The 21810-nt window shown below is 54.6% G+C and carries 22 protein-coding genes and 2 other annotated features; of the genes, 16 read left to right on the top strand and 6 right to left on the bottom strand.

Annotation, left to right across the window (positions count from 1 at the left end; all coding sequences use genetic code 11):
* Positions 1-271: 271 nt before the first annotated feature.
* Both QW71_RS19360 and QW71_RS19355 read left to right on the top strand, forming a co-directional pair.
* The gene (locus tag QW71_RS19360; RefSeq protein ID WP_039302166.1) at positions 272-1198 is read left to right on the top strand and encodes an ABC transporter ATP-binding protein; all 927 of its coding nucleotides are present in this window, start codon (positions 272-274) and stop codon (positions 1196-1198) included.
* Entirely contained in the window at positions 1191-1982 is a 792-nt protein-coding gene (locus tag QW71_RS19355; RefSeq protein WP_039302163.1) for an ABC transporter permease, read from the top strand. Before QW71_RS19360 ends, QW71_RS19355 begins: the two co-directional genes overlap by 8 nt.
* 56 nt (positions 1983-2038) lie before the next feature.
* Here QW71_RS19355 and QW71_RS19350 read toward each other — a convergent pair whose 3' ends face one another.
* Together QW71_RS19350 and QW71_RS42015 are read right to left on the bottom strand one after the other, a co-directional pair.
* Entirely contained in the window at positions 2039-2488 is a 450-nt protein-coding gene (locus tag QW71_RS19350) for a polymer-forming cytoskeletal protein (RefSeq protein WP_039302160.1), read from the bottom strand.
* Between the two features lie 22 nt (positions 2489-2510).
* Positions 2511-3737 carry a M23 family metallopeptidase gene (locus QW71_RS42015; RefSeq protein ID WP_039302157.1) on the bottom strand — a complete coding sequence of 409 codons (1227 nt, stop codon included), beginning with the start codon at positions 3735-3737 and terminating at the stop codon, positions 2511-2513.
* Between the two features lie 212 nt (positions 3738-3949).
* Between QW71_RS42015 and cls the strand changes: the two genes are divergently transcribed.
* Both cls and QW71_RS19335 read left to right on the top strand, forming a co-directional pair.
* Positions 3950-5380: a cardiolipin synthase gene (gene cls, locus QW71_RS19340; RefSeq protein WP_039302154.1), complete on the top strand. Its 1431-nt coding sequence runs from the start codon at positions 3950-3952 to the stop codon at positions 5378-5380.
* A gap of 168 nt (positions 5381-5548) precedes the next feature.
* A complete protein-coding gene (locus QW71_RS19335) occupies positions 5549-6457 on the top strand; it encodes a YitT family protein (RefSeq protein ID WP_039302151.1) in 909 nt (302 codons plus the stop codon).
* A 192-nt stretch (positions 6458-6649) separates the two neighbouring features.
* On the opposite strand, the gene ligD is transcribed toward QW71_RS19335, so the two are convergent.
* The 3 genes from ligD to QW71_RS19320 form a co-directional block, all read right to left on the bottom strand.
* A complete protein-coding gene (ligD, locus tag QW71_RS19330; protein ID WP_039302148.1) occupies positions 6650-7534 on the bottom strand; it encodes a non-homologous end-joining DNA ligase in 885 nt (294 codons plus the stop codon).
* 226 nt (positions 7535-7760) lie between these two features.
* Positions 7761-8759 carry an RNA ligase family protein gene (locus QW71_RS19325; protein ID WP_235441501.1) on the bottom strand — a complete coding sequence of 333 codons (999 nt, stop codon included), beginning with the start codon at positions 8757-8759 and terminating at the stop codon, positions 7761-7763.
* The gene (locus QW71_RS19320; protein ID WP_039302146.1) at positions 8752-9744 is read right to left on the bottom strand and encodes a Ku protein; all 993 of its coding nucleotides are present in this window, start codon (positions 9742-9744) and stop codon (positions 8752-8754) included. Before QW71_RS19320 ends, QW71_RS19325 begins: the two co-directional genes overlap by 8 nt.
* A 217-nt stretch (positions 9745-9961) precedes the next feature.
* On the opposite strand from QW71_RS19320, the gene QW71_RS19315 reads away from it, so the two are divergent.
* The 10 genes from QW71_RS19315 to QW71_RS19275 all read left to right on the top strand — a co-directional run bounded on the left by QW71_RS19315 (position 9962) and on the right by QW71_RS19275 (position 17519).
* Entirely contained in the window at positions 9962-10141 is a 180-nt protein-coding gene (locus QW71_RS19315; protein WP_039302143.1) for a hypothetical protein, read from the top strand.
* Between the two features lie 12 nt (positions 10142-10153).
* Complete coding sequence (locus QW71_RS19310) at positions 10154-10339, top strand: H-type small acid-soluble spore protein (protein WP_039302140.1); 186 nt, start codon at positions 10154-10156, stop codon at positions 10337-10339.
* Positions 10340-10747: 408 nt separating this feature from the next.
* Positions 10748-10924, top strand: a complete 177-nt coding sequence (locus tag QW71_RS40550; RefSeq protein WP_160311827.1) for a hypothetical protein — start codon at positions 10748-10750, stop codon at positions 10922-10924.
* Positions 10921-11940, top strand: a complete 1020-nt coding sequence (locus QW71_RS19305; protein ID WP_200905940.1) for a multidrug resistance efflux transporter family protein — start codon at positions 10921-10923, stop codon at positions 11938-11940. Before QW71_RS40550 ends, QW71_RS19305 begins: the two co-directional genes overlap by 4 nt.
* Positions 11941-12177: 237 nt before the next feature.
* On the top strand, positions 12178-12669 hold the full coding sequence (gene tsaE, locus QW71_RS19300) for a tRNA (adenosine(37)-N6)-threonylcarbamoyltransferase complex ATPase subunit type 1 TsaE (protein ID WP_083442625.1): 492 nt from the start codon (positions 12178-12180) through the stop codon (positions 12667-12669).
* Positions 12666-13502, top strand: coding sequence for a tRNA (adenosine(37)-N6)-threonylcarbamoyltransferase complex dimerization subunit type 1 TsaB (gene tsaB / locus QW71_RS19295; RefSeq protein ID WP_039302137.1), 837 nt, complete (start codon positions 12666-12668; stop codon positions 13500-13502). The genes tsaE and tsaB overlap by 4 nt, the downstream gene beginning before the upstream one ends.
* Positions 13499-14023: a ribosomal protein S18-alanine N-acetyltransferase gene (rimI, locus tag QW71_RS19290; protein ID WP_039302134.1), complete on the top strand. Its 525-nt coding sequence runs from the start codon at positions 13499-13501 to the stop codon at positions 14021-14023. Before tsaB ends, rimI begins: the two co-directional genes overlap by 4 nt.
* A complete protein-coding gene (tsaD, locus tag QW71_RS19285; protein WP_039302131.1) occupies positions 14020-15072 on the top strand; it encodes a tRNA (adenosine(37)-N6)-threonylcarbamoyltransferase complex transferase subunit TsaD in 1053 nt (350 codons plus the stop codon). The genes rimI and tsaD overlap by 4 nt, the downstream gene beginning before the upstream one ends.
* A gap of 54 nt (positions 15073-15126) precedes the next feature.
* Positions 15127-15420 (top strand) — a binding site (T-box leader).
* A 46-nt stretch (positions 15421-15466) separates the two neighbouring features.
* Positions 15467-15766: a binding site (T-box leader), on the top strand.
* A gap of 81 nt (positions 15767-15847) precedes the next feature.
* Positions 15848-15988 carry a hypothetical protein gene (locus QW71_RS40545; protein ID WP_160311826.1) on the top strand — a complete coding sequence of 47 codons (141 nt, stop codon included), beginning with the start codon at positions 15848-15850 and terminating at the stop codon, positions 15986-15988.
* Positions 15951-17519 (top strand): 2-isopropylmalate synthase, encoded by a 1569-nt coding sequence (locus tag QW71_RS19275; RefSeq protein WP_039302124.1) that lies wholly within the window; start codon positions 15951-15953, stop codon positions 17517-17519. Before QW71_RS40545 ends, QW71_RS19275 begins: the two co-directional genes overlap by 38 nt.
* 872 nt (positions 17520-18391) lie before the next feature.
* On the opposite strand, the gene QW71_RS19270 is transcribed toward QW71_RS19275, so the two are convergent.
* Positions 18392-20347, bottom strand: a complete 1956-nt coding sequence (locus tag QW71_RS19270; RefSeq protein ID WP_039302121.1) for an ABC-F family ATP-binding cassette domain-containing protein — start codon at positions 20345-20347, stop codon at positions 18392-18394.
* Positions 20348-20656: 309 nt separating this feature from the next.
* Here QW71_RS19270 and QW71_RS19265 point away from each other — a divergent pair, with 309 nt between their 5' ends.
* Both QW71_RS19265 and moaC read left to right on the top strand, forming a co-directional pair.
* Positions 20657-21316 carry a 5-formyltetrahydrofolate cyclo-ligase gene (locus QW71_RS19265; protein ID WP_039302118.1) on the top strand — a complete coding sequence of 220 codons (660 nt, stop codon included), beginning with the start codon at positions 20657-20659 and terminating at the stop codon, positions 21314-21316.
* The gene (moaC, locus tag QW71_RS19260; RefSeq protein WP_039302115.1) at positions 21307-21783 is read left to right on the top strand and encodes a cyclic pyranopterin monophosphate synthase MoaC; all 477 of its coding nucleotides are present in this window, start codon (positions 21307-21309) and stop codon (positions 21781-21783) included. Before QW71_RS19265 ends, moaC begins: the two co-directional genes overlap by 10 nt.
* Positions 21784-21810: the final 27 nt, after the last annotated feature.

The following is a 21810-nucleotide window of genomic DNA, read 5'->3' as shown; positions in this document are numbered from 1 at the left end:
TAATATAGCTTGAACTGAAAGAGACAATATTAAGATGAGGGAGCGGAGGGGAAGTTTGGAACTGGAAGAGCGGCAGCGTCCGCCTTTAGGTTTGAATTTCTACCGCAATCAGCGGGATCAATCAGGAAATTCAAACCTAACAGCGGTTGGAAGTCCAAACATTTCCCGCAGTGAGGGTTACATCGAAGTAGTATATCTTTGTTCATCTATGGTTCACCTTATCCGAAAGCGCAAGCCCGTTTCATCCAAACCGACGAAAGGAAGTGAAGTTATGCCGAATACGGCAGAAGTTGTGAAACCTGTGGCCAGCCTGATGGGGGTTACCAAAAAGATCGGCTCCAAAACGCTGATCAACGACTTGACCCTCGATATTCCACCCGGGCAAATCTTCGGATTCCTGGGCCCGAACGGTGCCGGTAAAACAACTACCATCCGCATGATGGTAGGGCTTATATCCATTAGCCGCGGGGATATTCATATCTGCGGACGCAGTATTAAAGACCATTTTGAAGAGGCAATAGCGAATGTAGGGGCTATTGTGGAGAATCCGGAAATGTACAAGTTCCTTACCGGATACCAGAACCTGCGCCAGTATGCGCGCATGGTCCCTGGTGTGACCAAGGAGCGGATTAATGAAGTAGTAGAGCTGGTAGGTCTCGGCCAGAGAATCAACGACAAGGTTAAGACCTATTCTCTGGGGATGCGCCAGCGGCTGGGTGTGGCCCAGGCACTGCTGCACCGGCCGAAGCTGCTGATTCTCGATGAGCCGACCAACGGGCTGGACCCGCAGGGCATCCGCGAGCTGCGCGATTATCTGCGCCTGCTGTGCCAGAAGGAAGGTACTACTGTTTTTGTCTCCAGCCATTTGCTCGCTGAAATGGAACTCATGTGTGATAGTGTGGCGATTATCCAGAACGGCCGCCTGATCGAAGTGAAACAGCTTAAGGCTGTAGGCAATGTGATGGTGCCGGTGGGTGAGACCCTGTTCGAAGTGGATCAGCCTGAAGCTGCGCTGGAACTGATGGGCCGTGGCGTGGTGAAGGACGGGGGTATTGCTGTAGAGGCGGTACGGGAGGAAATTGCCGAGCTCAACGCGAAGCTGGTGGCCGGCGGAATTAAAGTGTACAGCATCAAGCCGCTGTTCCGGTCACTGGAAGATCAATTCTTGGAGATTACAGGAGGTGAAGGCATTGGGTGAATTCGCTGCTCTCATACATAATGAGAATATCAAAATTTACAGACGTCTGCGGACATGGATTATGCTGTTCATTCTGGCGGTGATGAGTGCGCTGTTTCCGGCGCTAATCCATTTCACCAGTGGAGGCAGTGAGGTAACGATCGGGTTATGGGACAGCTTCCAGACTACCGTAGCTATTGCTTTTTTCCTGAACACCATCTTCACAGCCCTGGTGGCTGCTGACTCCGTTGCGGGCGAATTCACCTGGGGAACGATTAAGCTGCTGCTGATCCGCCCTTGGAGCCGCTCCAAAATCCTGCTCTCGAAATATATATCGATGGTGCTCTTCAGCTTGTTCAGCACTCTGCTGCTGATCGTGTTTGGTTATGGCTCAGCCCTGATTTTCTCGTCCTCGGCCGTGGATTCGATAGGGGGGCCGACGATGGCCTGGAGCCAGGGGGAATACGTTTTTCTGACGATTATGTGCGCCTACATTGAGCTGTTTCTCACAGCAGCCATTGCCTTTATGATCTCCAGCGTATTCCGTTCCAGCGGCCTTGCGATTGTACTGTCGCTGTCCATCATGTTCACCAAAGATATCTTTATCGCCATCTTCAGCCCGGAACGGTATGAGTGGGCCAACTATCTGATTTTTGCCCATATGAATCTAGGCGGCTATCTGCTGTCGGACACCGGCCCCGGAGGCGCTACGTTAGGGTTCGCGATTGCTGTCCTCGCGGTGTATTACGTTATTTTCATGCTCGTCTCATGGGTTGTATTCCGTAAAAGAGATGTCGCAGCTTAAATGGGGTACAAGGCTACACAAGGACTGGAAGCAAGCCTATGCGGGGTTATGCCCGCTCAGCCTGCTTCCAGTTTGTTCTGTTTATGGGAACCCCGCTTACCTGCCTTGTCCGCTGAACCCCCTGCCTGAAGCCCGCCCGCTGTCTCTGTGGCGGGCTGTTCGGACATGGCCACGGACCCGTTCAGCACACTGCCTTCCATAATACTCAGTGTGCCGGCTGCAATATTACCGTGCAGCTGTCCGGTTTCGGTCATGATCAGCTTCTGGTCGGCGGTCACGTCGCCGTAGACCTTGCCGGCGATAATAACCTCCTGCGCCTTAATGCTGGAGTGGACCGTACCCTGTTCGCCGACCGTAACTGTCCCCTGACACAGGATTTCCCCGCTGAAATTCCCTTCAATCCGCAGATTGGTATCGCAATGGACTTTACCTTCAAGTGTGCCCCCATGTCCGATAAGTGAATCGGTCGATTTATATGGAGCACTTTGTTTGCGTTTGTTCCACATTCCTGCATTCCTCCTTGTATTCTTAAGGTTTAACATAATTCAGCGGATTCACCGGCTTATTCTGCTTCACGACCTGGAAGTGGAGATGAGGACCCGTGCTGCGTCCGGTGTTGCCGAGCATACCAATTTGCTCCCCTTTGCTGACCTTGTCACCGGGCGAGACCACCATACCGTTCAAGTGCATATACCAGGTTTCCAGCCCGTTTGCATGCTTGAGAATGATATATTTGCCTCTGGCGCCCAGCTGGTCGGCAGAAGTGACCACACCCTCCATCGCTGCGTATACAGGGTCACCGATGCGGCCGGCAATATCGATTCCGGAGTGGTAGGCGGAGACACCCTTGAAGGGATCGGAACGATAACCGAAGCTGGAGGTGATCACCTTCGAGCCTGTGGGCCAGAGGACAGCCGGGGCCAGTCTCGCTTTTTCTTCACGAGCCTTCTTGGCCTGCAGGTTAGCTTCCAGGGTGTTGGCTTTTTCGGCCTCAGTAATCGTAGTGGAGATACGGCTGACCATTTCCTCCAGCATCGTTTTTATTTCTTCGTAGTCGTCTCTTGTGTCCTGAACCAGCTCCAGCGGGTCATTGGCATACACAGCGATGTACTCCCCGCCAACCTGGGGGGGCACTGTACTTCCTAATGCAGCGGTAACTACCCCGAAACGGAAATCAACTGCAGACAACGTGCCGGAAGAGGAGTCTGATGAACGCTCTGCAAGGAACGCAGCCGTACTTGAGCGGCTTATGGTACCCTTGACGTCTCCCTTAGTCCCGCTTGCAGCGACTTTGGCTGAGGCGGCAATGAACGGCCGGCTGCTTACAGCAGAAGCTGCAGAGGCAGTGGGGTCCTTGTCGTCTGTACCGGAAGAGGAAGTCGTCTCTTTCTCAATCAGCGACTGCAGCTGCTGCTCCAGTTCAGAGACACTCTTCAGCTTGTCTTTAATGCTCTGGGCTTCCTCCGAGAGCTCGGTCACCTGGCTGCGGAGCTGCAGCAGCGCCTGGTCCTTGTCGGCGACCTTGAGCTCCATCCGGATATTCGTCAGCGATAGTGCCGCAGCTTCGGCCTCAAGCTCGGAAATGGACCGGGAGGCATGAATATGCATGGAGGTGACCAGACTGGAGAGGGACAGGGCAGCCGCAGCAGGCAGGGCGAAGGCAAGCGGCTTGGACAGCTGCAGCTGTCTGACCGGCCGTCCGGCCTCACGGACGACGAGCAGCGTAATCTTTTTATGATCGGGCTGACTCTTCATAACGTCTCCTTCCTGCGGCCTTAGCAGCCGCGTGGTATGAACTGAGTGAATCCAACATTGCTATAGAGCGGGGCTCATCCGATTCGTCCTACTACTCTATGTATTCCAATCCTCTGGCGAACATGACAACGGTTTGCTTGAATAAAGAAGGAGAGTTACGGCAAGACCTGTAGTAGATCATCTTCAATAACATAACTTTTAGGAGGCCGGGGATGCGGATATTCGCAGTTATCTTAAGTCTTTTTATCATACAGATTGCCATTATCGTTATATCGGAGTTCCGCCGTCCGCAGAGGGCACTGGCCTGGATATGCATTACCTTCTGCTGTCCGCCGCTGGGGCTGCTGTTCTATTATTTCCTCGGGCGGGATTATTGGCAGAGCCGGAAGCTTGGCAAACGGTGTGTGTCCCTGCTGCGGGAGATCCGCGCCCATGTTGCCGGCAAAATCCATATCGTCAAAAGCACGGCAGATACCGGGAATCCGGGGTTTGAGAACCGTAAAGAACTGCTGCATTTGCTCTCAGGCCTGTCAGAAAGCCACATTACAAGCCATAATCAATGTCAGGTGCTCAATAATGCCGGGGATGCCTATAAGGCGATGCTGGATGTTATGGAGAATGCGCAAGAGCATATCCACATGGAATTTTATATTTTCCGGGATGATGATATTGGCAGGCAGTTTCAGGAGATTATGATCCGCAAGGCGCGTCAGGGGGTTAGGGTGCGTCTGCTTTGTGATGGGCTGGGGAGTCATCAGCTGAGCTGGAGATTCGTGAATACGCTCAAGAACGCAGGGGTGCAGGTTCACTTTTTTCTGCCGCCGCTTACTTCGCTGCTGGACCGCCGCTTCAATTTCCGCAATCACCGCAAGATACTCGTGGTCGACGGGCTGACCGGCTTTACCGGGGGAATGAATGTAGGTGATGATTATCTGGGTAAAGACCCCAAAATGGGCTACTGGAGAGATACGCATCTTCGTCTTGAAGGGGATGCTGTGTATCATCTGCAATATGTGTTTCTCAAAGACTGGAGACTGGCAGCCGGTGACAGTATGAGCCATCCGCGTTTTTTTCCTGCTCATGCCTGCAGCGGGCCGGATGCTGTGCAGATTGTTGCCAGCGGGCCCGATGGGGCGATTGATGCTACACAGGAGATGTTTTTCGCTTCACTCTGTGCGGCGAAGGAGCGCATCTGGCTGACCTCCCCGTATTTCATTCCGGACCCTGCCATTTGCCGGGCGCTCAAGAATGCGGTGCTCAGCGGAGTGGATGTGAGGATCATTATCCCGGCGAAGCCGGACAACAAGCTGGTGTATAAGGCAACCCTGTCTTACCTTGAGAATCTGCAGGATGCCGGAGTGAAGTTCTACTGCTATACAAGAGGCTTCATGCACGCGAAAGTGATGATTATTGATGACGTACTGGCAACGGTAGGCAGTGCGAATCTGGATATGCGCAGCTTCTATTCCAACTTTGAACTGACGGCTGTTCTGCTCCGTCCGGCGATTATTGCGGAACTGGCAGAGGACTTCAGCCAAGACCTGAAGCACAGCGAATTCATCGATCCCAAAAGGTTTAGGGAGAGAGCGCATAATGTCAAACTGATTGAGGGGCTCTGTCAGCTCTTATCGCCGCTTTTATGACATAAAAGGTGAAGTAAGCATCGTTTATCGAAGGTTATATCATGTTCCATGCGTTATTTGAGCTTCCTTTATGATATAATAGGAATATAAGAAGCAAAGGGGAGAAAGCGCAGCTGTGAAGTCTGCTTTCGTATACTTCTTAGATACACTATTTATAGGGGGAGTTCTATGACTGTAAGCCAACAAATCTTTACGAGTGAGGAACAGAAGAAGCCTCAGAAATCAGGAGCCTTCAAGACAGCGAAGCTGGCCCAGCGGATTGTGATGATTGTCATCGGAGCGGCCATGATGTCTGTTGCGCTTGAGATTTTTCTTGTTCCCAATGAGTTGATTGACGGCGGAATAACCGGTATTTCCATTATGTTGTCCCATATTTTCAATATACCTCTGGGTATTTTATTGACACTGCTTAACCTGCCGTTTCTGGTGATCGGTTATAAGCAGATTGGTAAGACCTTTGCTTTATCTACTCTATTTGCTGTAGTTGTAATGTCCATTGGTACCCAATTGCTCCATCCTGTGAATCCGATTACGGTTGAACCGCTGCTTGCCGCAGTATTCGGAGGGGTAATCCTCGGAGTCGGGGTCGGACTTGTGGTACGTTATGGAGGATCGCTTGATGGTACTGAGATTGTGGCCATCCTTGTGTCCAAGAGACTTCCGTTCTCCGTAGGGGAAGTTGTAATGTTCTTCAACCTGTTTATTCTTTCCGGCGCGGGTTTTGTCTTCGGCTGGAATAATGCGATGTTCTCGCTGATTGCCTATTACATTGCTTTTAAATTAATAGATATTACACTTGAAGGTCTGGATCAATCGAAATCGGTATGGATTATCAGTGATAAATTCCGTGATATCGGTGAAGCATTGACGGAGCGTCTGGGACGCGGAGTGACGTATCTGGATGGTGAAGGCGGATTCTCCGGCGATAACAAGAAAGTTATCTTTGTAGTCATTACCCGTTTGGAAGAAGCCAAGCTTAAGTCCATTGTAGAAGATTGGGATTCCGACGCATTCATCGCGATCGGCAATATCCATGATGTCAAAGGCGGCCGCTTTAAGAAAAAAGCAATCCATTAGCGAGTACGGTATAACCGGAGCGCTTCCGAAGGAAGGTATATTTACGAACGTCAGAGTAATCAATGCGGCGGTCCTGGCTTGCTGCGCCGTATTCTCATATATAATACCTTCCGTCCATATGCTGGACGCCAAATAAGCCCGCAGCCTAGAGTATAGGTTACTGCGGGCTTATTGCTGTATTCAGGGCCATTCTCAGGGCAGCTTGGCAATAATATCACCGACCGGCTGCGGAGGGACCTGGGCGATAAGATCGCCCATCCGGGCCAGACGCTCCTCAATGTTCAGCAGATGGTAATCGGTAGGCTTGACGTTACGCTGCACTTCCTCCCACAGGAGGGGCGTTGAGACTGTTGCCAGCGGACGGGCCCGCGGGGTGTATGGGGCAGCAAGAGTTTTGCCGCCGTAATGCTGGAGGTAATCGAAATAGATTTTGTCCCCGCGGTTTTTCTTCAGGCGCTCCAAAGTGAACAGGTCGGGACGCTTCTCCGTGACATAGCGGCCGACGAAATGGCCTACCCGGCGCAGGCCGTCGAAGGTGACTCCCGGCTCCACCGGAACAATGATCTGCACACCGGTGGCACCGGAGGTCTTGGGCACAGAGGCCAGTCCCAGGGACCTCAGTACTTCGCCCACCGTAGCGGCTGCTTCCATAATGCGCGGCTCGACCTCAAGCGAGGGGTCCAGATCAATCATCCATTCGCAGGGGAGCTCACTGCCCGCATAATGCAGCGAGGGATGGAATTCGAGCGCGGCTAGATTGCCCAGCCAGAGCAGCTCCGGGAGGCCCTGCAGTACAATATAGGTAATATTCTCATGAGTTGCTGTATGCACGAATTCCGGCAGCGGCTCCGGGGCATTCTTCTGATAAAAGGACATTCCCGGAACACCATGAGGGTAGCGGATTACCGTGAGCAGCCGTCCCTGGCAGTAGCGCAGCAGATAAGGAGAGAGCGCGGCCAGCTTAAGCAGATAGATCTGCTTGGTGATGCCGCGTTCAGGCCATAGCAGCTTATCCGGGTTCGTAATGCTGATCTCATGTCCCCCTGCGGTAATGGAGCCTCTGATCGTCTTCGGCATGCGGCATCCTCCTTGTATAGTTATACGAGCTGAAGATAAGGTGAGGCTTAGTCAGGCAAGGCTCGGGCAAGGCTCAGGCAAGACTTAGGTAAGACTTAGGCAAGGCTCAGGCAAAATTCAGGACAAACTCAGGCAAGGCTCAGGCAAGGCTTAGGCAAGACTCAGGCAAAATTCAGGCCAAACTCAGGCAAGGCTCAGGCAAGGCTCAAGCCAGATGATCCCGTTACTACGTCAGCGTTCTCTGGTCCATGCGGCAGGATAGCGGAGGGAGCTCTACCTGGGATTGTATAACCGGCTGGCGGAAGGTTCCGGAAGTATTCCATTCCAGATAGTGCAGCTTGAACACCAGCTCAGGCTTAATCCAGACCGAGCCTTTACTGCGCTGGGGCAGCTCTGCAAAAGGCATCTGCTCTGTGATCATACCGCTGATCTGTGCGGTCAAATTCCGCCAGTCCTGTACGGTCATTTTGCCCGCTCCTGCATGGCCGATATAGTGCAGCTTGCCCGCATCATCATACAGTCCGAAGAGCAGGGCGTTGACCAGACCGTCACGGAAGGTGACGCCGCCGGCTACAGCAGTGACATCGGAGATGATTTTGCATTTCTGCCAGCGCTTGTCCTTGCCACCCGGGGTGTAGGTGCTGGTGAGCTCTTTGCATACAATCCCCTCCAGCCCGCCCTTCTGAGCGGCGGCGTACAGCTGTGCGGGCTGATGGTAGCTTGGCACATTCTGCACATGGGGATGGGGCAGCAGCATTTCACTTAACGTCTGCTGCCGCCGGGACAGCGGCTGGTCCAGCAGCCAAATGCCGTTGCAGTACAGGATATCAAAGACCATGTAGAGCACCGGCACCTGAGGACTTACCGCCCGGATCGCTGCTTCATTCTTCAGGCTGTCCCGCCGCATCACCTCATGGAAGGAGGGCTTGCCGCCGCTGAGCGCAATAATCTCGCCATCGAGAATGACGGAATCGGCCCGGCAATACGCCTCCGGTCTGGCAAGCTCAGGATACTGCAGCGTGCGCCGGTTGCCCCGCCGGTTGATCAGCTCGGCATGGCTTCCATCGTAATAGGAGAGCATCCGCACGCCATCCCATTTGATCTGGGCGATCCACTCCTCGCCCTCCGGGAGCCTGGAGGCCAGCACGGGCTCGAATGGAATAACCGGCTGCAGCGTAAGCGGACCGCCAATAACGGGAGGTGCGGATGACCTGCTCCTAGGCACCGGTTACCTTGCTCTTGGCCGTCCGGCGTTTCGGCTTCGGAGCGATGACCGGAATCGGCCCTGTTGCCTCGTTAACTGCCGGCACTGCCGGTTCAGGGGCAGGGGTTCCGGAGGCTGTTGCCTGTGCCGGTTTTTTCTTGCCGGCCGCAGCCGTCCGCGGCTTCTTGCCTGTGCCTGTTCCTGTGCCGGACAGTGAAGGTCCGGGGTCGGACGGAATGTGCTGTACAGCTTCGATACTGGCCTGCAGGGCAGCCATCAGATCGATGACATTGTTCTCCTGGCGTGCCGGAGCAATATGGAATTCCTCTCCGGCGATCTTGTGCGTGATCAGGTCAAGCATCCGCTGGCGGTAATCGTCCGTGTATTTAGCGGGTTCAAACGGTGTGGACAGCTGGGAGATCAGCAGCTTGGCCATATCCAGCTCTTTGTCGTTCACGATCCCCGGCTCGGGCAGACCGGGTACCTGCGATACCGGACGGACTTCGTCCGGGTAATAAATGGTTTCAATCGCCAGACAGTCGGCGAGGACGCGGATCGCAGCCAGACTGCTTTTGGAGCGGATGGAGATTTTGGCGATCCCGATTTTGCCGGTCTGGCGCATCGCCTCCATGAGCAGACGGTAGGCGTTGGCGCCGGCCTGATCGGGAGACAGGTAATAGGTTTTTTGGAAATAAATCGGGTCGATCTCCGTCAAATCCACAAAATCCAGAATCGTAATGCTCTTGCTGCTCTCCTCTGTTAACTGATCCAGCTCTTCCTTATCGAACAAGACAAACTTGCCCTTCTCATATTCGTAACCCTTGCCGATCTCTTCCCAGGCCACTTCCTTCTCGCACACGGGGCATTTACGCACGTAGGATAGCGGACTTCCGCATTCTTTATGGATGTATCGCAGCGAGATATCCTTGTCTTCCGTAGCGGAGAACATTTTGACCGGAACATGCACAAGCCCGAAACTGATGGCTCCTTTCCAAACGGTATGCATGAGAATCGCCTCCTCAGTATAAGTGCTGTTTATAAGTGGTGTATCAAGATGAGTTCACGATCAATATGGCTTAGTATGACGCGATGGGGCTTTTTCTAGCCGGATGCATTATTTGCGATTCATGGGAAAAAATAAAGCCGTTCAGCATACGCATTGCACAGTGAATGAGACATTCATTGCTGGTCATTGCTGGATAGTCATGCAAAGGGAGGCCGTTATGGAAAAAGGGCGGAACAACTGGAGCGACGTCCTGTCCGAGCAGGATATCCCGGCGGAGGCTGTCGATTGGGAGAGCATTATTGCCGAGCCCGGGGAAGAGGCGCTGTACGGCGAAGCCGGACTGCTGGATGCTGATGCGACCATCGGCGAACTTTCTGCAGAAGATGAGGATGAATAGGGAGGCGACAAAATGGATGTGAAACGTGCGGGGGATATTTACGCCTCCAAGGATAGGATTGCTGTCCATCTCGATGGTGAACCGGTATGGATTGAGCATGTGGATGCCGATAACGGCATGGCCACTGTACAAGTAGGCTCCCGGCCGGATAATACACGGACCGTTGGCGTAGACCGGCTGGAGGAGCAGGGAAGCTAGATAGGTTGATGCCTACCTAGGCAGAGGCCGGATGAGGTAGAGTAAAGGACGGATAGGAACGGCTCAGGTAAATATAGAAAACCGGTTGAGGAGGTATCCGATCAGCCGGTTTTTTGTGTAGTTTAGGAAATTATGTGATGTATTGATGAGCCTCCCGAAGTGAGGAATGAAATGCGAGGGTAAAAGAGCCAAATGTATGCGAAAAACCGAATACATTGTGCGACTACGAAGGCAACCGACCCAAATGTATGCGAAAAACCGAATACAATGTGACACTGCGATGGTAAACGAGCCAGATGTATGCGAAAAACCGAATACAATGTGCGACTGCGAAGCTAAACGAGCCAAACGTATGCGAAAAACAGAATACAATGTGTGATTGCGAGGGAGTGAGGAGTAAAAGTGCCCTTGAATCCGCTGGAAGTGGGTGGGATGCTGAACATAAAGAGATATGTCTCTTACAATCCGCCAGAAGTTGACCAGAGCTTCACCACGCACAAGATTACTTTAGAGCTGACACAAAGGTTGACGGCGGACGCCATAACACCCTATATTTGGGGGAAGAATTTTGACGAAAAGAGATGATAGGCGTGCGTCCCATTTTGCTTGGAATCTGTTCGGCGCTGTTTTTTGCGGTAACATTTGTGCTTAACCGTAGGATGGAGCTTGCGGGAGGAAGCTGGGCCTGGAGCGCCTCGCTGCGTTATTTCTTTACCCTGCCGTTTCTGCTGGCCCTTGTGGCCGGAAGAGGGCGGCTGAGGCCGCTGCTGTCTGCGATGAGAGAACGTCCGGGGGCCTGGCTGTTATGGGGGACGGTCGGCTTCGGCCTGTTCTATGCGCCTATTTGCTTCGCGGCTGCGTATGCACCCGGCTGGCTGACGGCGGGGACCTGGCAGATCACGATTATCTCAGGCTCGCTGCTCGCCCCATTCTTCGGACAATGGGTAAGCGGCCCATCCGGTTCTGTATACATAAGAGGTAAAATCCCGCTCCGCGGGCTGCTCCTGTCCCTAATCATTCTGGCCGGAGTAGCGCTGCTGCAAGTGGAACATGCGCGCCAGCTGACTCCATCCCAGCTGCTGCTGGGCATTATTCCGGTACTTATTGCTTCATTCGCCTATCCGCTGGGCAACCGCAAGACGATGGAGCTCTGCGGAGACCGGCTGGATGTGTTCCAGCGGATTCTCGGCATGACGCTGGCCAGCCTCCCCTTCTGGCTGGCAGTCGCATTATATGGCCTGGCAGACGCGGGCCTGCCGTCGTCCTCGCAAGCGGGCCAGTCCGTGATCGTTGCTCTTTCTTCGGGAATAGTGGCTACCGTACTCTTCTTCCGGGCTACGGATATGGTCCGGGGCAGCATGAGCGGCCTGGCAGCAGTTGAGGCGACCCAGTCCCTGGAGGTGCTGTTTGCCCTGCTCGGTGAGATGCTGATTCTGGCTTCCCCGCTGCCATCCCTCCTATCATGGGTTGGGATTGCGGTAATTATTGCCGGTATGGCGCTGCACAGTCTGTTCTCCCGGCATCCGGGAGAAGCGGCTTCCGGGACAGTGAAGCGGCGCGGAGGAGCTGAAGTTCCTGCAGCCGGAGGGAAGGCTACATAATAAGAATCCGTGCAGCTGGCTTTGTACACTGGCTCCTTATACAGATAACAGCGGCCTGTTGCGGTGCAAGTATCATACCGATATAATTAAAAGTATTGTTAACCGTTAAGGGATATCAAGTAGAAACGGCTAAGCCGTCCTTGAAGGACGGTACCCGTTTCAGCGAGAAATAGAAGGATAAAGTATAGCGTAAAACATATCCTTTCTTATATTTTCTAAAAGGTGGTAGTTGCAGTTTTGGACAATAATATTGAAACGGTGTTTACTTACCGTTCCTCCAGCCTTCAGGACACTGAGGCGCTTGCAGCCGCCATCGCAGCCGTGTCGGAGCCGGGGATGGTGATCGGCCTAGACGGGGATCTGGGCGCGGGCAAAACTGCGTTCTCACAGTGCTACGCCTGCCACTTAGGTGTGGAGGGGATTGTGAACAGCCCTACTTTTACAATTATCAAAGAGTATGAGGGCCGTCTGCCGCTGTATCATATGGATGTATACCGGATTTCCCTCCAGGAAGCGGATGAGCTGGGGCTGGAAGAGTATTTCTACGGCCAGGGAGTAAGTCTGGTGGAGTGGAGCAGTATCATTACAGACCTGATGCCGCCGCGGCATTTGCATATAGAGCTGAAGTCAGCCGGCCCGGAGAAGCGGGAGATTACGGTAACCGGAATCGGAGAGCCTTACGGCGGAGTGTGCCGGGCGCTGATCCAGAAGTGGGGTAAAGAAACATGACGAATCTGAATAATGAGCCGCGCAAGCGGTTTTTGGCGCTGGATACATCAACGGCTGTGCTGGGGGTGGCAGTTACCGGGAACGGGGAGCTGCTGCATGAGATTAATGCTTCCGGGGAACGGAATCACTCGGTACATCTGCTGCCGATCATTGAGCAGGCGCTGCAGGCCTCAGCTACGGCGGCTGACATGATCGGCGGAATTGCAGTCGGTGTCGGTCCGGGATCGTATACCGGGACAAGGATTGCTGTAACTGCAGCCAAAACGCTGGCCTGGGCCTGGAACGTTCCGGTCACCGGGGTGTCCAGCCTGCATGCGCTGGCGTGGGGCGGGTATCATGCCGCGGCTCTTCAGCAGGAATCCGGACAGGCTGATGTGACGTCCGCGAACGGGACAACGGGTCCGGACTGGATCATCCCGCTGATCGACGCGCGCCGTGGACAAGCCTACACTGCGCTTTTTGCAGCGGACGGGGACAACCCTCCGCAGCGGCTGGCGCCTGATGCCATCCGCCTGATGGCAGACTGGGTGCGGGAGCTAGGAGAACGGCTGAAGGACGCTGCAGCGGAAGGCATGATGCCGGGCACACTATGGTTCACCGGGGACACGGCACTGCATGGAAGTGCAGAATCGCTGGCCCCGCTAGCCGGAATATTGGGCAGTGTTCAGGCACTGCCTTACGAGCTTGAAGGCCGCTGGACCGGATTCTTAGCCGAAGCGGGCATCTATGAGGAATGCGCAGATATTCACGTATTGATTCCCAACTATACGCAGCTTACCGAAGCAGAGGCTAATCTCCGCCGGAGCAGTGAAGGGAGCCTGAACCAAGGATGACGGAACCGGTACCAGGAAGAGATCAGGGGACTGAGCTTGTTTTTCGCCTGATGCGGCTTGAGGATATCCCTGAGATTCTTGTGATTGAACGCGAAGCCTTCACGATGCCATGGACGGAGGAAGCGTTCCGCAACGAGCTGAGCCATAATCATTTTGCTAAGTATATGGTAATGGAGCTGGCCGGGCATATCATCGGCTACGCCGGGATGTGGGCGATTGTCGATGAGGCGCATGTGACGAATATTGCGCTGCTGGAGGCCTACCGGGGACGTAAATGGGGAGACCGGCTGCTGGACGAGCTGATGAAGACGGCGGCGTATCTCGGGATGAAATCCATAACACTTGAAGTGCGGGTCTCGAACGAGGTGGCCCAGAATTTATATCGCAAAAAAGGCTTCCGTCCTGCCGGCACCCGCAAGGGTTATTATTCGGACAACCGCGAGGATGCGCTCATCATGTGGGCGGATCTGCCGGAGTACGGGGAGCAAGGTTTGACGGAAGGAAGCGTGGACTTGAAATGAAGACCGAAACGGGCGCACCACTTAAGCCTGTATATATACTTGCAATTGAAACGAGCTGTGACGAAACTTCAGTAGCTGTAGTCAAAGACGGCTGTGAGGTGTTATCAAACATTATCTCCAGCCAGATTGAGACCCACCGGGCATTCGGCGGCGTGGTGCCTGAAGTGGCCTCCCGCAAGCATGTAGAGGTGATCACGCTGGTTATTGAGGAAGCCTTGAACGTGGCGGCGATCTCGCCGCAGGACCTGACGGCAGTCGCGGTCACCCAGGGCCCGGGGCTTGTCGGGGCGCTGCTGGTCGGTGTCGTGGCGGCCAAAAGCCTGGCGCTGGCCTGGGGCAAGCCGCTTATCGGCACCCACCATATTGCCGGCCATATCTATGCCAACCGGCTGGTCAAGGAACTGCAGTATCCCAATATGACGCTGGTGGTATCCGGCGGTCATACGGAGCTGGTCCTGATGGAACGGGAAGGCGAGTTCAAGATCATCGGGCGCACCCGGGACGATGCTGTCGGCGAAGCTTACGACAAAGTGGCCCGGGCGCTGGGCTTTCCTTATCCGGGCGGTCCCCATGTGGACCGGCTGGCGCGGGAAGCAGAAGAAGCCTTCCCGCTGCCGCGTGTATGGCTCGAGCCAGGTTCATATGACTTCAGCTTAAGCGGCCTGAAATCTGCGGTGCTCAACGCGGTGAATCAGAGTAAGATGAAGGGGCTGGAGCCGGATGTGGCCGGAATTGCCCGCGGCTTCCAGGAATCGGTTGTTGAGGTACTGGTTGAGAAGGCTGTGCGTGCCGTACGTGAGTTCAGCGCTGGGCAGCTTTTGCTCTGCGGAGGAGTGGCTGCGAACAAGGGTCTCCGTGAAGCTTTGACCTTGAGATGCGCCGCAGAAGGGATCGAGCTGATCATCCCGCCGCCGGTGTATTGCACGGATAACGCAGCGATGATCGGGGCTGCAGCATATGTGAAATGGAAGCATGAAGGCGGAATTCCGCTGGATATGGTCGCCGATCCCGGCTTCTCGCTGGAGAAATGGTCTGTATCTGCCTATTGACTTTTTTGGAACCAGACGGTTATAATCAGTTCAATTCATGAATCTTATATTTGAACAAACGCGATGATTGGAAGCAGTAAGGTAACTCCGGGATAAGAGAGCTGCGGCTATGGTGCGACGCAGTCGAAGGAGACCTGAACTCGTCCGGGAGCGGAGCGGTGGAAGCAGGGTACTTCTGAATAGGAGTGCTGGCCGGTGCAGAATGTAGACCGGGCCCTTTCGTACACCGTTACGGTTGACCTCCGTAAGAGGGTTGTTGAGTGGATACCGCAGGCGCAGCAGCACAACCGCTGATCCGGGTATCAACAAGAGTGGTACCGCGAGGGTGAACAACCTGTCGTCTCTTGAATGAGACGGCAGGTTTTTTTGTGCGCTGGTATAGGCACTCATAGAAATACACGCAATGAACGGGAGCAGTAGACGGCTAAGGTGAACAGAGAGCTGCGGGTGGTGCGACGCAGTCACCGGAGGCCGGCGAATCTCGCCCGTGAGCGGAACGGCGGAAAGAGCTTCAAGTACGCCGTTACGGAGGTCCCCGTTACCGGACTGTTCGTATCCCCCGGGCTACCCTTACGGGAGCAGGGAGATATGAAGCGGAGCTGGACGCAGCTTGGGCTGCCTGAATGGAATGAGGTTCAGGAGCCTATGCGTCAAAAAGAGTGGTACCGCGGAGGGGTGACCCGCCGTCTCTTTAATTAGAGACGGCGGTTTTTTGTGTTTTTTGAAGTTGAGCTGGAAGGCTGGCTGTATGAACCCAATTTGAGGAGGATGAACAATGATTATTCCGGTAAAGAAACGAATTCAGGGGGGGTTTTTTGTGTTTTTTGAAGTTGAGCTGGAAGGCTGGCTGTATGAACCCAATTTGAGGAGGATGAACAATGATTATTCCGGTAAAGAAACGAATTCAGATTTTTGACACGACGCTGCGTGACGGAGAGCAGGCCCCGGGGGCTAGCCTTACCCCGGAGCAGAAGATCATTCTGGCCGGCAAGCTGGCCGAGCTGGGCGTGGATGTCATGGAGCCGGGCTTCCCCGTATCCAGTCCGGGTGACTTTGCAGCGGTGGAGACTATCTCCCGCAAGATTCAGGGCGTAGAGATCTGCGGCTTCGCCCGCGCGGTCAAAGGGGATATCGATGCTGCTGTGCGGGCAACCCGGGATGCGGAGCGGCGGCGGATTCATCTGTTCATCTCCTCCTCCGACATTCATCTGCGCCATCAGCTGCGCAAGAGCAGACCTGAGGTAGTTGCCGCCGCGCGCGAAATGACAGCCTATGCCCGCCAGTTCAGCGATGTGGTGGAATTCACCGCCATGGACGCTGCGCGGACGGGAATCGATGATCTGATCGAGATGGTCGAGGCGGTGATTGAAGAAGGTGCAACCATTATTAATCTGCCCGACACGGTAGGATATGCGCTGCCGCAGGAATACGGGGAAATGTTCCGGCGTGTGCGGCTCGGTGCGAGGGGCGGCGACAAGGTCATCTATAGCGCCCATTGTCATAACGATCTGGGGCTGGCCGTGGCGAACAGCCTGGCGGCGATTGCCGGCGGTGCCACACAAATTGAGGTCACCGTCAACGGAGTGGGCGAGCGGACCGGCAATTGTGCGCTGGAGGAACTGGTTATGGCGCTGGAAACACGGGGGGATTCTATCGGTGCTGAGACGGGCATCCGGCTTGAGAAGCTGTACGATACCTCGCGTATGATCAGCGGGGCGATGCATTTCCCGATCGCCTTCAACAAGCCGGTCGTCGGCCGGAATGCCTTCCAGCATGAATCCGGCATCCACCAGGACGGCTTGCTCAAGGACCGCAGCACGTATGAGATCATGGACCCGGAACGGCTGGGCATCCCGCGCAGCATGATCATCCTCGGCAAGCATTCCGGCAGGCATGCCCTGAAGGACCGCGCAGCGAAGTACGGGATTGCCCTGGATTCAGCGGAGCTGGACGCGCTCTATGAATCCTTCAAGGAAACCGCTGACCGCCAGAAGGCCGTCAGCGATGATGAGCTGCTGCGGATGGTCAGCAGCACTACCGGGCAGCAGGCGCAGGTCTATGCGCTCGGCGAGGTGCAGGTACTGGCAGGCAGCGCGCCGCGCCGCGTAGCCGCCGTATCGGTGCGCCATCTGCAGAGCGGCGCAGAAACCACGCACACCAGCACCGGAGACGGTCCGCTGGAAGCGATCATTGCCGCCATCGGGCAAGGGATCGCTGAGGATATCCGCTTCGACGGTCTGGAGCTGCACTCTCTGGGCAGCGGCGGGGATGCCCAGGCTGAGGCTGCCGTTATGGTGGAATGGAAGGACACCAAATTCCGCGGCACGGCCATCCATCACGATATCGTGATGGCAGCGGGAATTGCTTACATTGCCGCCTGTAATGCAGCGCTGCTGTCAGAATCGGCTACGGATTCTCCGGAAACGGAAACTGCGGTGAACGGCTAAGCATTACCCGGAATGCTGCTCCGCTAACATCCACAAGCGCGTCTTGCCATGGTCATTCAGACATGGCGGGGCGCGTTTTTTTAGCGGATAACTCCGGAGATGCGGTGCGGCGCAAGAATCTGGCACGGGGGTTGGCTGGAGCCGGCGTCCGGAAACAGGTGGATTTTCTCCACTTGCGCATGAACAGAGGAGCCCTTGCCAGGAAACAGTTGAATAATCAGCACTTAATAGGCTGCAAATATCCAGACTTGAGGGAATGCATGAATTTAAATGACGTTTATCCATTTAATGATCTCAATCGCTCCAAAACAGCCGAATTAGGATACGTTTATCCAATTAATTATGCATCGTGTAGGCCCATCAAAAAGGAAGGGGAAGTGTACAAGAGGCAACGTCCGCCTGAAATTTTTCCGTAGGATGTGCACTTCGGAAGCACCAGCAGTTTCCGGTTTTCACCGCTAAGGGGGATGAACAAATCTGGAGAGCACAGCGATGGGAACAACGGTCCTACTTTTACCCCAAATCAACAAATTTTGGTCCATTGCGGCTTTTGTCAAGCTGTGGACAACGTTATCCACATATTCCGCACGAGTTGTGTAAAAACCGTGTAAAATCAGCAATAACGCCTTTTTTTCGAAGCACCTAAACAGAGGGTTATGCCTTGAATCATTTTTGAGAAAACTGTGGATAATGTGGATAATTCGGTGGATAAAAAGTCCTTGACAAGGAAAATAGCGATTTTACGCATAAAAAAAGCCCCGGAGGGCTATTTTTCAACAGGAGTTATGCACGAAAACTGTGGATGGCGCTGTGGATAACTATTTATGAACAAATCGGAAACAGTTGAATTTTATTTTTTTACTGGCTTTACATTATTCGTCAGCCAGTTGCTCCCATTCGTTAAATAAATCTGCCAGCTGCTGTTTCTTGTCCTTCAGATCACTTTCATGCGCCTGAAGCGCCATGTAATCCTGATATACCTCAGGTTTGGTCATTTCATGCTCAATCCCGGAGATGGTTTCCTCCAGTCTGGCGATATTCTCCTCAAGGTCAGAGATCCTCCGCTGGCGGTTACGCTCCTCACGCTTGGCCTGTTTGTCTGCTTCATAAGAGAGGGAGGTCCCTTTCTCGGCAACAGCAGCCTCGCTGTCCGCATTCCGGGAGGACTTGGCGGCGGCAAGCTCAGCTTCCTCCTCGGCAATGGCCTCTAGTTCACTTTTTTTCTCGACATAGTCGTCATAATTACCGAGATACTGATCAATACCGCCAGGATGCAGCTCGAGCACCCGCTCAGCCATTTTGTTCAGGAAATAACGGTCATGGGAAATGAACAGCAATGTGCCTTCAAAATCAATCAGTGCCGCTTCCAGCACCTCACGGCTGACCAGATCCAGATGGTTGGTAGGCTCATCGAGAATCAGCATGTTGGCTCCGCGCAGCATCAGCTTGGACAGCGCTACCCGTGCTTTCTCGCCGCCGCTGAGTGCCGCAACCTTCTTCAGGACATCCTCGCCGCTGAACAGGAAATTGCCGAGAATGGTACGAATCCGTGCTTCCTCCAGCATCGGGTACTCACTCCATAGCTCCTCCAGAACGGTGTTGCGCGGATTCAGCCTCGTCTGCTCCTGATCGTAGTAAGCGATCTTCACCTTGGTTCCCCAGTTGACCGTTCCGGCGGATGGTTCACGGGTGCCGGTCATGCACTGCAGGAGCGTGGACTTGCCGATACCGTTCGGACCGATCAGCGCCGCTGTCTCGCCGCGTCTAAGCTCAAAGGAAGCATTGCGGAACAGTGGGGCAGCCCCTTCGTTAAAAGCTACTGCAACCTCGCGGACCTGCAGCACTTCCTTGCCGGACATGAAGTCAGGCTCGAAGGAGAAGCTGGCCTTCTTCAGATCGCCCAGCGGCCGGTCGATGCGCTCCATTTTGTCGAGGGCCTTGCGCCGGCTCTGTGCCCGTTTGGTGGTGGAAGCCCGCACAATATTGCGTTGTACGAAATCCTCCATCCGCGAAATCTCGTCCTGCTGCTTCTCATATTGCTTCATGCGGATCTCATATTCCGCTGCCTTCAGCTCCATATAGCGGCTGTAATTGCCTGTGTATCTGCGGGACTGGTGCCGCTCAATTTCTACTATGGTCGTGACCAGACGGTCGAGGAAATACCGGTCATGGGAGACCACCAGGATGCCGCCGGGATATCCGCGCAGATAATCCTCCAGCCAGGTGAGCGTCTCGATGTCCAGATGGTTGGTCGGCTCATCAAGCATAAGCAGATCAGGGGCCTGCAGCAGAATACGCGCCAGTGCCAGGCGTGTCTTCTGACCGCCGCTGAGCGTAGCGATCGGCGTCTCGGGTGCAAATTCCCCGAAGCCCATACCATGCAGGACGCTGCGAATCCGCGTGTTCATCTCGTAGCCGCCATGATCCTTGAACCAGTCTGAACGTCTGGCGTAGCGCTCCAGCAGATCCTCATAACGCTTAGGATCTTCCGCGAGCGCCGGATCAGCGATATCCGTTTCCAGCTGCCGCAGCTCCGCCTCCGCCTCAAGCAGCGGCGCAAAAACAGCAAGCATCTCTTCCTGAATGGTTTTATCGGATTGCAGGCCGCTGTTCTGGGCCAGATATCCTATTGTGGTTTCTTTGGATTTATGAATTTGCCCGCTGTCATACGACATCTCACCTGCGAGAATCTGCAGGAAGGTGGACTTGCCGGCCCCGTTGACGCCCACCAGACCGACTCTTTCCTTCTCATTGACCATCAGGCTGATGCCGTCCAGCACGCTTTGTATTCCATATGATTTCGAAATTCCTGTCGCTTGAAGAAGCATTCTGATGAAACCTCCGCCCTTGCATATTCGCCTTGGCTCATTACGCCCGGCTTGTAATAATCTTATTCTATAGTTTACATGAAAAAGGTTTGCCGCGCGAGGGGGCTGCATCATTCCTGAGGGTCCTGACGGCAGTAGATCAGCTGTCCGGGCTCCTGGCATTTCACGGCGGGGCGGTCAAAGACAGTGCGCAGAACATTCTTCTAACAATGTAAATGCTGCAACCTTGGCGAACCGGGGAGAAGAGTGGTAAACTGAGCTTACAAACTATGATAAGCTAGGAACATGTTGAAGAGGAGGCGGCTGCCTATGCAGGACAGCAGCATGCGGCTTGCTCTCCGGAAGCGTGAGCTGCGGGCCGGGAAGGCCGCTCTCCGGGATGGATTATCCGTGGAACAGAGAGGCCGGTTGTCTGCTCTGGTATGCAGTCATGCCTTGACCTGGTTCTCTCAGGAGCAAGCGGATTCACTGCTGGCCTATGCCCCGTTCCGCTCCGAGCTGGATTGCCGTCCACTGCTGGCTGAGGCTTGGGCCAGAGGACATGAAGTGCTGCTTCCGAGGGTCGTCCGGGAGAGCGGAGTCCTGAGCATCCATCCGGTCCGGTCCTGGGAAGAGCTTGCTCCGGGAGCTTACGGTATACCGGAGCCCGTAACCGAAATAGCAGGTCCCGGCGCTTACGCCGGCAAGAGTGAGAGATCCGGCCTGCCGGATGCCGTATTCGTACCCGGCCTGGCCTTCGACTTGCGCGGCGGACGGCTCGGCTATGGGCAGGGCTACTATGACCGCCTGCGGGCAGCCTGGGAAGCAGAGCTTCCTGAATCTGCCGCCAGGCCCCTGTGGGTGGGACTGGCCTTTAGCCTGCAGCTGGTGCCTGAAGTGCCGCTGGAAGAGCATGATGCCTTAATGGATGTGCTGATTACGGAGAATGGCATTTGGGACTGCCGGAAGGAGAGGAAGACATGGAGTTAACTCATTTCAATGAACAGGGCAGAGCCCGCATGGTGGACGTGAGCGAGAAGGAAGTCACCAGCCGGACAGCGGCGGCGCGAAGCCGGGTGCAGATGGACCCGGAGACGCTTACCGCCATTAAAGCGGGCAGAATCAGCAAGGGGGATGTGCTCGCCGTAGCCCAGGTTGCGGGAATTATGGCTGCCAAGCAGACCTCCGCCTGGATTCCGATGTGCCATCCGCTGCCGCTTACCGGGGTGGATATCAGCTTCTCGGATAACAGCAAAGATGAACTATATATAGAAGCAACCGTCAAGACTACCGGTAAAACCGGAGTGGAGATGGAGGCGCTGACTGCTGTTTCAGCAGCGGCGTTGACCGTATACGACATGTGCAAGGCGCTGCAGAAGGATATGATTATCGGACCTACCCTGCTGGTGTCCAAGAGCGGCGGCAAGAATGGCGATTACGCGCTGGAGGAAGAATAGCTAACAGCATGAGACTTACGCTGAAGG

Source organism: Paenibacillus sp. IHB B 3415 (assembly GCF_000802655.2).
Taxonomy (GTDB): domain Bacteria; phylum Bacillota; class Bacilli; order Paenibacillales; family Paenibacillaceae; genus Paenibacillus_AQ; species Paenibacillus_AQ phytohabitans.
The sequence above is the reverse complement of the archived record's forward strand: the minus strand, read 5'-3'. Positions and strand labels throughout refer to the sequence as shown.

Coding starts and splice junctions, on each gene's coding strand:
- QW71_RS19335 (WP_039302151.1), top strand. CDS start 5,549: ATGACTGTAAGCCAACAAATCTTTACGAGTGAGGAACAGAAGAAGCCT.
- QW71_RS19350 (WP_039302160.1), bottom strand. CDS start 2,488: ATGTGGAACAAACGCAAACAAAGTGCTCCATATAAATCGACCGATTCA.
- QW71_RS40545 (WP_160311826.1), top strand. CDS start 15,848: ATGATTATTCCGGTAAAGAAACGAATTCAGGGGGGGTTTTTTGTGTTT.
- QW71_RS42015 (WP_039302157.1), bottom strand. CDS start 3,737: ATGAAGAGTCAGCCCGATCATAAAAAGATTACGCTGCTCGTCGTCCGT.
- tsaD (WP_039302131.1), top strand. CDS start 14,020: ATGAAGACCGAAACGGGCGCACCACTTAAGCCTGTATATATACTTGCA.
- QW71_RS19275 (WP_039302124.1), top strand. CDS start 15,951: ATGATTATTCCGGTAAAGAAACGAATTCAGATTTTTGACACGACGCTG.
- rimI (WP_039302134.1), top strand. CDS start 13,499: ATGACGGAACCGGTACCAGGAAGAGATCAGGGGACTGAGCTTGTTTTT.
- tsaB (WP_039302137.1), top strand. CDS start 12,666: ATGACGAATCTGAATAATGAGCCGCGCAAGCGGTTTTTGGCGCTGGAT.
- QW71_RS19320 (WP_039302146.1), bottom strand. CDS start 9,744: ATGCATACCGTTTGGAAAGGAGCCATCAGTTTCGGGCTTGTGCATGTT.
- QW71_RS19360 (WP_039302166.1), top strand. CDS start 272: ATGCCGAATACGGCAGAAGTTGTGAAACCTGTGGCCAGCCTGATGGGG.
- moaC (WP_039302115.1), top strand. CDS start 21,307: ATGGAGTTAACTCATTTCAATGAACAGGGCAGAGCCCGCATGGTGGAC.
- QW71_RS19265 (WP_039302118.1), top strand. CDS start 20,657: ATGCAGGACAGCAGCATGCGGCTTGCTCTCCGGAAGCGTGAGCTGCGG.
- QW71_RS19315 (WP_039302143.1), top strand. CDS start 9,962: ATGGAAAAAGGGCGGAACAACTGGAGCGACGTCCTGTCCGAGCAGGAT.
- cls (WP_039302154.1), top strand. CDS start 3,950: ATGCGGATATTCGCAGTTATCTTAAGTCTTTTTATCATACAGATTGCC.
- QW71_RS19305 (WP_200905940.1), top strand. CDS start 10,921: ATGATAGGCGTGCGTCCCATTTTGCTTGGAATCTGTTCGGCGCTGTTT.
- ligD (WP_039302148.1), bottom strand. CDS start 7,534: ATGCCGAAGACGATCAGAGGCTCCATTACCGCAGGGGGACATGAGATC.
- QW71_RS19270 (WP_039302121.1), bottom strand. CDS start 20,347: ATGCTTCTTCAAGCGACAGGAATTTCGAAATCATATGGAATACAAAGC.
- QW71_RS19310 (WP_039302140.1), top strand. CDS start 10,154: ATGGATGTGAAACGTGCGGGGGATATTTACGCCTCCAAGGATAGGATT.